Source organism: Chlorobium sp. KB01 (assembly GCF_001975465.1).
Lineage (GTDB): Bacteria > Bacteroidota > Chlorobiia > Chlorobiales > Chlorobiaceae > Chlorobium.
Map to the genome: position 1 here is coordinate 1 of NZ_MPJE01000101.1, position 5,755 is coordinate 5,755.

Sequence of the window (5,755 nt, forward strand, 5' to 3'; positions counted from 1 at the left end):
TCGCTACGGTTACCGTTCCTACCGTATCGGTATAACTGCTCCCAAGAGCCAGTACCGCTGCGGCTCCATCTATCGTCACATCTCCGGTTGCAATTGCATTGTTTACCCCATACACCAGCGTTCCGTCACTTACTGTCGTCAGCCCCGTGTAGGTATTCACTCCGGAGAGTGTTACTGTTCCGGCTCCCGATTTGGTCAGAGCTTTGTCCGTACCGCCAAGAATAGCCGAAACCGTTGTGGTGCCACTGTCGTTGTTGATGAGGTAGCTGCTGCCGGTCAATACGCCTGTGGTGCCCGTTATGGAGCCATTGGTCAGGGTTACTGCGCCTATTGTGTCACTATATCCCCCGATATCAAAAACCACTCCGCTTCCGTTGACTGTCACTCCTCCGCTCGAAAGTGCATTGTTTATCCCGTACTGCAATGTGCCCCCGCTTACCGTCGTCAATCCGGTATAGCTGTTAGCCGCTGACATGATCAATGTCCCTGAATCAATTTTGGTCAGTGTCCGTGAAGATCCAGCTATTGCTTTGCTCACCGTGAGTGTACCTGTACCACCAAAAGTGGGGGTACCAGCGCCAAGCGTTATAGTCCCCTTGGTAGTTCCGCCCCAGCTTGCTGTGCCTGTAGTTGTAAGCGTACCGATAAGTGACAGATCCTCATTGCTGATAGCGACATTGTTGATATTGAGGGTGCCTGTAGCACTGACTGTTGTTCCTTGATTTGAAGATCCTAATCCGGTCGAATTCGAAACAATGAGGGTTCCGGCGCTTATCGTTGTTAAACCTGAATAGGTATTATTACCTGACAGGGTCCATGTACCGGTTCCATCCTTGACGCAATTTCCGGTATTACTGTAAACGCCGGATAGCGTACATCCGGCAACGCTTCCGCCAAAAGTCAGGATAGCGGTCGAATTTACGGTACCGGAAAGAGTAATCTGTGCATTCGCGGTATTCACTAAAATGCTGGCCGGGGAACTCACCGTAATGGGACCTGGGTAGGTCGTTGTTGACGAACCGCCGCCAACGGAAACAGCGGTGTTCGTCAGAGCTCCGGCTCCACTGTACCCCGTCCCGGCGATCGTCAATGGTTCAGGAAGAACAAGAGTATACCCGTTCAGGTCAAGTGTGGCTCCGGATATTACAGAAGTGTTACCAGCCGTTTTCCCGAGAGGACTATTGGCATCATTACCTGATGAACCAAGCTTGATTACGCCATTGCTGATAGTAGTCGTTCCCTGATAGGAGCTGACACCAGACAAAATCAAAGTGCCGGTTCCCGATTTCGTGACCGATCTTGTAGAACCAGTAACATCAGAGATAGCTCCAGAGTACTCACCGCTGCCGCTGCCGACGTTAAAGGTGGTGGTTCCTTTGCCTGAGATGTTTCCGTTTCCGCTTATGGTTCCACCCGCGTTCATCGTCAGATTCAGTGTGTATGATGAACTACTGGTACCAATGTTTGCATTGAGCAGAATGTTGTTCGAGGCAGTAAGCGTCAGTGTTGGTGTACCGGTGCTCGTACTTTTCGTAATCGCACTGCTAACGGTAATATTTCCATCTTCAGATCCACCGCCTGTTGTTGTTACCGTTACACTGGTTCCTGCATTGAGTGAGGTCAGCAGTTGACCCGTACTGAGTATTGTTGAACCGGATGCATTCGGTGTCCAGATATTGGTATTTGCTCCACCCCATCCACCGCCTGCATCAGCAGAACCTGCGATGGTGACATTGTACGGGTCAAAGAGCCAGAGTCCGCTGCTTCCATGCAGCGCGGAAGCTCCGCCCTTTGATCCCTCTACATCCAGCCAGTGTCCTGAAGTCTCGATTCTTCCACCGTCACCGCCGTTGGCTCCGCCCTTCGCTTCAAAGGTACCATAAGCACGAGTGACGGAGTCCGGGTTGGTCACGTCCGACCACGCTACCACGGTGCCGCCATCGCCGGTGTCGATGGCACTCGCTTCAAGCAGCGCGCCCGGCTCAACAATGGTGCCGGTCGCCTGACGAACCGAACTGTCGCTGTTCTGCCAGCTTCCGCCAACCAGTACCTCTCCTCCGCCGGTTGCGCCCGAGGCGGTGAGGTGTGCTCCATCCTTCACCAGAACACGATCTCCCGTAGCAATCACCGAACCGCCCTTTCCGTCTGGCGAGGATGCATCCACTTTGCCGGCTATCATCGTCATGCCGCCCTCGGCATCAAGAATAATCCTGCCGCCTCTCGCCTGCAGGCTTCTTGCCTCAATAATTCCGCTGTTGTTCACCGCCGACTGAACCAGAGCATCGGCCGCTTTGGCCGTCATGATCACCCGGCCTCCATCAGCCTTGATCAATCCTTTATTTTCGGCCAGAGCGTCAACCGCTCCCTGATCCACCGTAAGGGTGATGAGTCCGTCTCCATGGAAATCAAGGGAGAGCTGATTGCCTGCAGCCAGAGCCACGCTTCCGCCAGGGGCCGTGACGCTCCCCTCGTTGGTTACTTTGGGGGCGATCAGCGCCACCACACCTCCCGGCATGGCCGTTATGGTTCCCTGATTGATAACTTGACCGGCACTGCCGCTGTTGCTGAATCGGTACCTGCCGGAAAGGAAGTCGCTGTCGAGCATATTGAGCGACGAGGCGACCAGACCACCGACATCAACACGTGCTGTACTGCCAAAAATAATGCCCGAGGGGTTAAGCAGGAATACCCGGCCGTTGGCCGAGAGCGAACCCATGATCCGGGTGGGGTTCTGGTCGGTGATGCGATTGAGAACTGCTGAAGAGCTGTTGGGCTGGTTGAAACGCACTCCGGCATCGGCTCCGATGTTGAAGCTCTGCCAGTTGGCAATCATCTGCGGTGTTGACTGGTTTACGGTCAACTGAGTGCCACTGGTGGTAATGGTTCCCTCCCCGGAGGTGATCACACCGCCCGAAGGGAGATCTCCGGGGTCAAGGGCATAGGCACGCTCTGCGGAGGTAAACAGCGCAAGCAAAACCGCAAGGCTTTTGAGCCTTGATTTTGGGACACCGCCATTGGTCTTGACCTTCTCGGAAACGACTATCCACCGCTCCTTCGATTTCGACCAGATGATGTTAAAAATCCTGTTCACTGTCGGTTATCTCGATGCAACCTTACACAACATGTTTATAACCCCTTCTGTTTTGTTCAGCGTTGCGTTCCCTGAACCTTTCGCTCTACAAGAGCATCAACGTTGCGCAGGGAGAGCAGATGCGCATGAATCAACGCCAGTGCGCCGCTGCGGAACAGTTTAGTTACTTCGCTATCTGAAAGCTGTGCAAGCTTCTCCTCATCAACCACAAGCAGGCCATTGAGTGCAATAGGGCTCCCTTCTGCCGGAGTCGCCTGCAGATCAACCGCTCTGATCAATCCATATTCGGCAAGCTGGGCGCCGAACTGCCGTGCCCGATCCATCTGAAGAAGATAGTCCTGAAGAAAAGCCTGGATTTCAAGCATTTTCGGTGCAGGCTCTCCATCCTCGAAAAGCGGAAGGCCGCCTTCCAGATTGAAGCCGTCAAAATCCTCGTCAAAACAGACCGTGGTCTGACCCTCGGTACCGTCCGTGGTAATGAACGGATAGCGCCTGATGTATGCCGGTATATAGTGGCCGTGCCAGGCACCTTCATCATCAACAAAAAGGTTTTCATTCTCCTCAAGCCCTAAAAGTGCAACAGGAAGAATGGCATTGTCGGAAGTATTGCTGAAAATAATCGGATAGAAACGGCCGGCATCAAAAAATTCTGCCGTTGCAAGCAGAACAGTCCGGGCTGATGCGGCATACCGGTATCCTTCCGGGCTCGGGCTGACGGTCAGAGATGCATGAGCCTCCCTGTTAAGCGGAATCGGACGACTGTAAAACAGTGGCAGATTCTCAAGGGGTATATTTTGTTCCATTTTTATGGTCGGTTTATCTGGTTAAAACTGCTCTTGTTTAAAATTTATCTGCTGCTTTTGACAATAAATTTTGTCAATGAGTGGTTCAGCTCTGCTTACTTGTTAAAATTAAAGGCTTAAAAGAATAATATACGTAAAGTAAAAAGAAATACTGCAACCTTGCGTCTCACGAGCTAACGCTCTTTGTTAAAAGGAGAAGAGTGCCATAAGCCACATCCTGCTCCTGTCACTCCTGCCGTCCGAGTTATTTCCGGCAACGCTTCGTCCCGGATTATCTCCGATCACCCATGCCCGGCTTCCTCGCAGTGTCAATCTCCCGTCAATAGCGTAACTGATACCGAATCCGGCTCCACGAAGCCAGTAACTGTTCAGATTGGTCGCTGTAGCCGGAATCTCCACCTCATGCTTCTGGAGTCTGATATGTCCGGCATCATAGAACCCGCTGAACTGAAGACTTCCCCACCCCTTCGGAACTGCTGGTGAATATCGGATCTCGGCATTCAGCAGCTCCCCTTCATCTCCTGAAGCCTCACTGATCGGATAGGCCCGGACACCGTTTGGCCCTCCAAGGGAGAATTTTTCGCTGCTGTCAAGCAGGTCATCGGCTCTCTGTCCACTCACCGATACATTGAGATTGATCTTCTCTGTCAGGCGCTGCTGGCGCATAACAGTAACATTCAGACGGGCATAACGACCTTCGCCCCTGCTTGAAGCGGCGGCGGCGAGCTGGTTGGCTTCATGCACAGTTCCGGCCGTTACTGCTACAGTCAGGCTGCTGTATCCCCCGCCTAAAATCGCATCGTAATGGTCTGCGTTGGTCGAAAAGAGCACGCTGTTTACCCTCTTGTGATGGAGTTCAATTTCGTATTGACTGTCGATAAGTGACTTGTTGCTGTATGAAATACTCGTTATGATATTTCCCGCCCTGCTCCGGCGAAGCGGATAACTCAATCCGGCGTCAATACTGCTGCTCTTTCCACCATACTGGAGGATCAGGAGATCACTTCCAAGCTCGTAGCTCATAGCGGTGTAGGCGAGATTTCCCTTGAGTCCGTCATAACCAATGGGAAAAAGATAGCCGACACGTCCCTGACGCAGTCGTTCTCCTTCTGTCAGCATCAAGGTTACCTGGTCACCGCAGCAGAAAGGGTCATTGAATGTGAACATGGAGTTGGCTCGCCACTCACCGGTATAGAGATTACCCTGGTTATCACTCCAGATTGATCCTGAAAACACAGGGCCTTCAGCTACGGCAAGTTCTACTCCACTGGTACCGGTCATGGTACCGGGAGCAAGGGATGCCCTGGCTGAGATACCCGGCAGATCGCTGATGAGCAGCACCGAACGCTCAAGCGCACGTTCATTGATCGGCTTGCCTGCCTCCAGGGCGCTCTTGACAAAGCCTCGAAGTTTTTTATCGGATATTCTTGCCTGTTTGTCGCGGTTTATGGTAAGGTTTCCGTCACTTTTACCCGGAGTAACGGAAATTTCAATCGTACCCATGGTGACATCCTGTTTGGGCAGATATGCCCGCGCAAGAAACCACCCCTTCTGCTTGAGAAATGCAGTAACCTTCTCCGCCTCACCTGAGAGCTCCGAGAATGAGAGTTTTTTACCGACAGCTCCTGCAACAACTGCCTGAAGCTCGGCTTCCGTAGCAAGACCCTCATAACCCGAAAAAACAAAAGCGTTAACATTGACACGCAGGGTACTTTCATCCGAAGGGGGAGCTTCCTTTACCGGAGCGGAAAAAGGCAATTGAGGAAGGTTCTGCATCTGATTCTGTTGATCACGCAAAATACTTCTGTTTTGCCTCAGATGGAAATGGAGAAAATGCCTTGTTGAGTTAGCGAGTTAATGT

Annotated in this window: 3 protein-coding genes; all 3 read right to left on the minus strand. The window is 52.3% G+C overall.

The window, feature by feature from the left end; genetic code table 11:
* Positions 1-3,091: autotransporter-associated beta strand repeat-containing protein (locus BOO20_RS10670; RefSeq protein ID WP_076792620.1), on the minus strand; the 3,091-nt coding region annotated here is incomplete at its 3' end.
* 56 nt (positions 3,092-3,147) lie between these two features.
* Positions 3,148-3,894 carry a SapC family protein gene (locus tag BOO20_RS10675; RefSeq protein WP_076792622.1) on the minus strand — a complete coding sequence of 249 codons (747 nt, stop codon included), beginning with the start codon at positions 3,892-3,894 and terminating at the stop codon, positions 3,148-3,150.
* Between the two features lie 186 nt (positions 3,895-4,080).
* The gene (locus tag BOO20_RS10680; RefSeq protein ID WP_076792624.1) at positions 4,081-5,670 is read right to left on the minus strand and encodes a ShlB/FhaC/HecB family hemolysin secretion/activation protein; all 1,590 of its coding nucleotides are present in this window, start codon (positions 5,668-5,670) and stop codon (positions 4,081-4,083) included.
* Positions 5,671-5,755 lie beyond the last annotated feature (85 nt).

What these genes read in the sequence shown, in the direction of transcription:
- BOO20_RS10680 (WP_076792624.1), bottom strand. Translation starts at nt 5,670, where the DNA reads ATGCAGAACCTTCCTCAATTGCCTTTTTCCGCTCCGGTAAAGGAAGCT.
- BOO20_RS10675 (WP_076792622.1), bottom strand. Translation starts at nt 3,894, where the DNA reads ATGGAACAAAATATACCCCTTGAGAATCTGCCACTGTTTTACAGTCGT.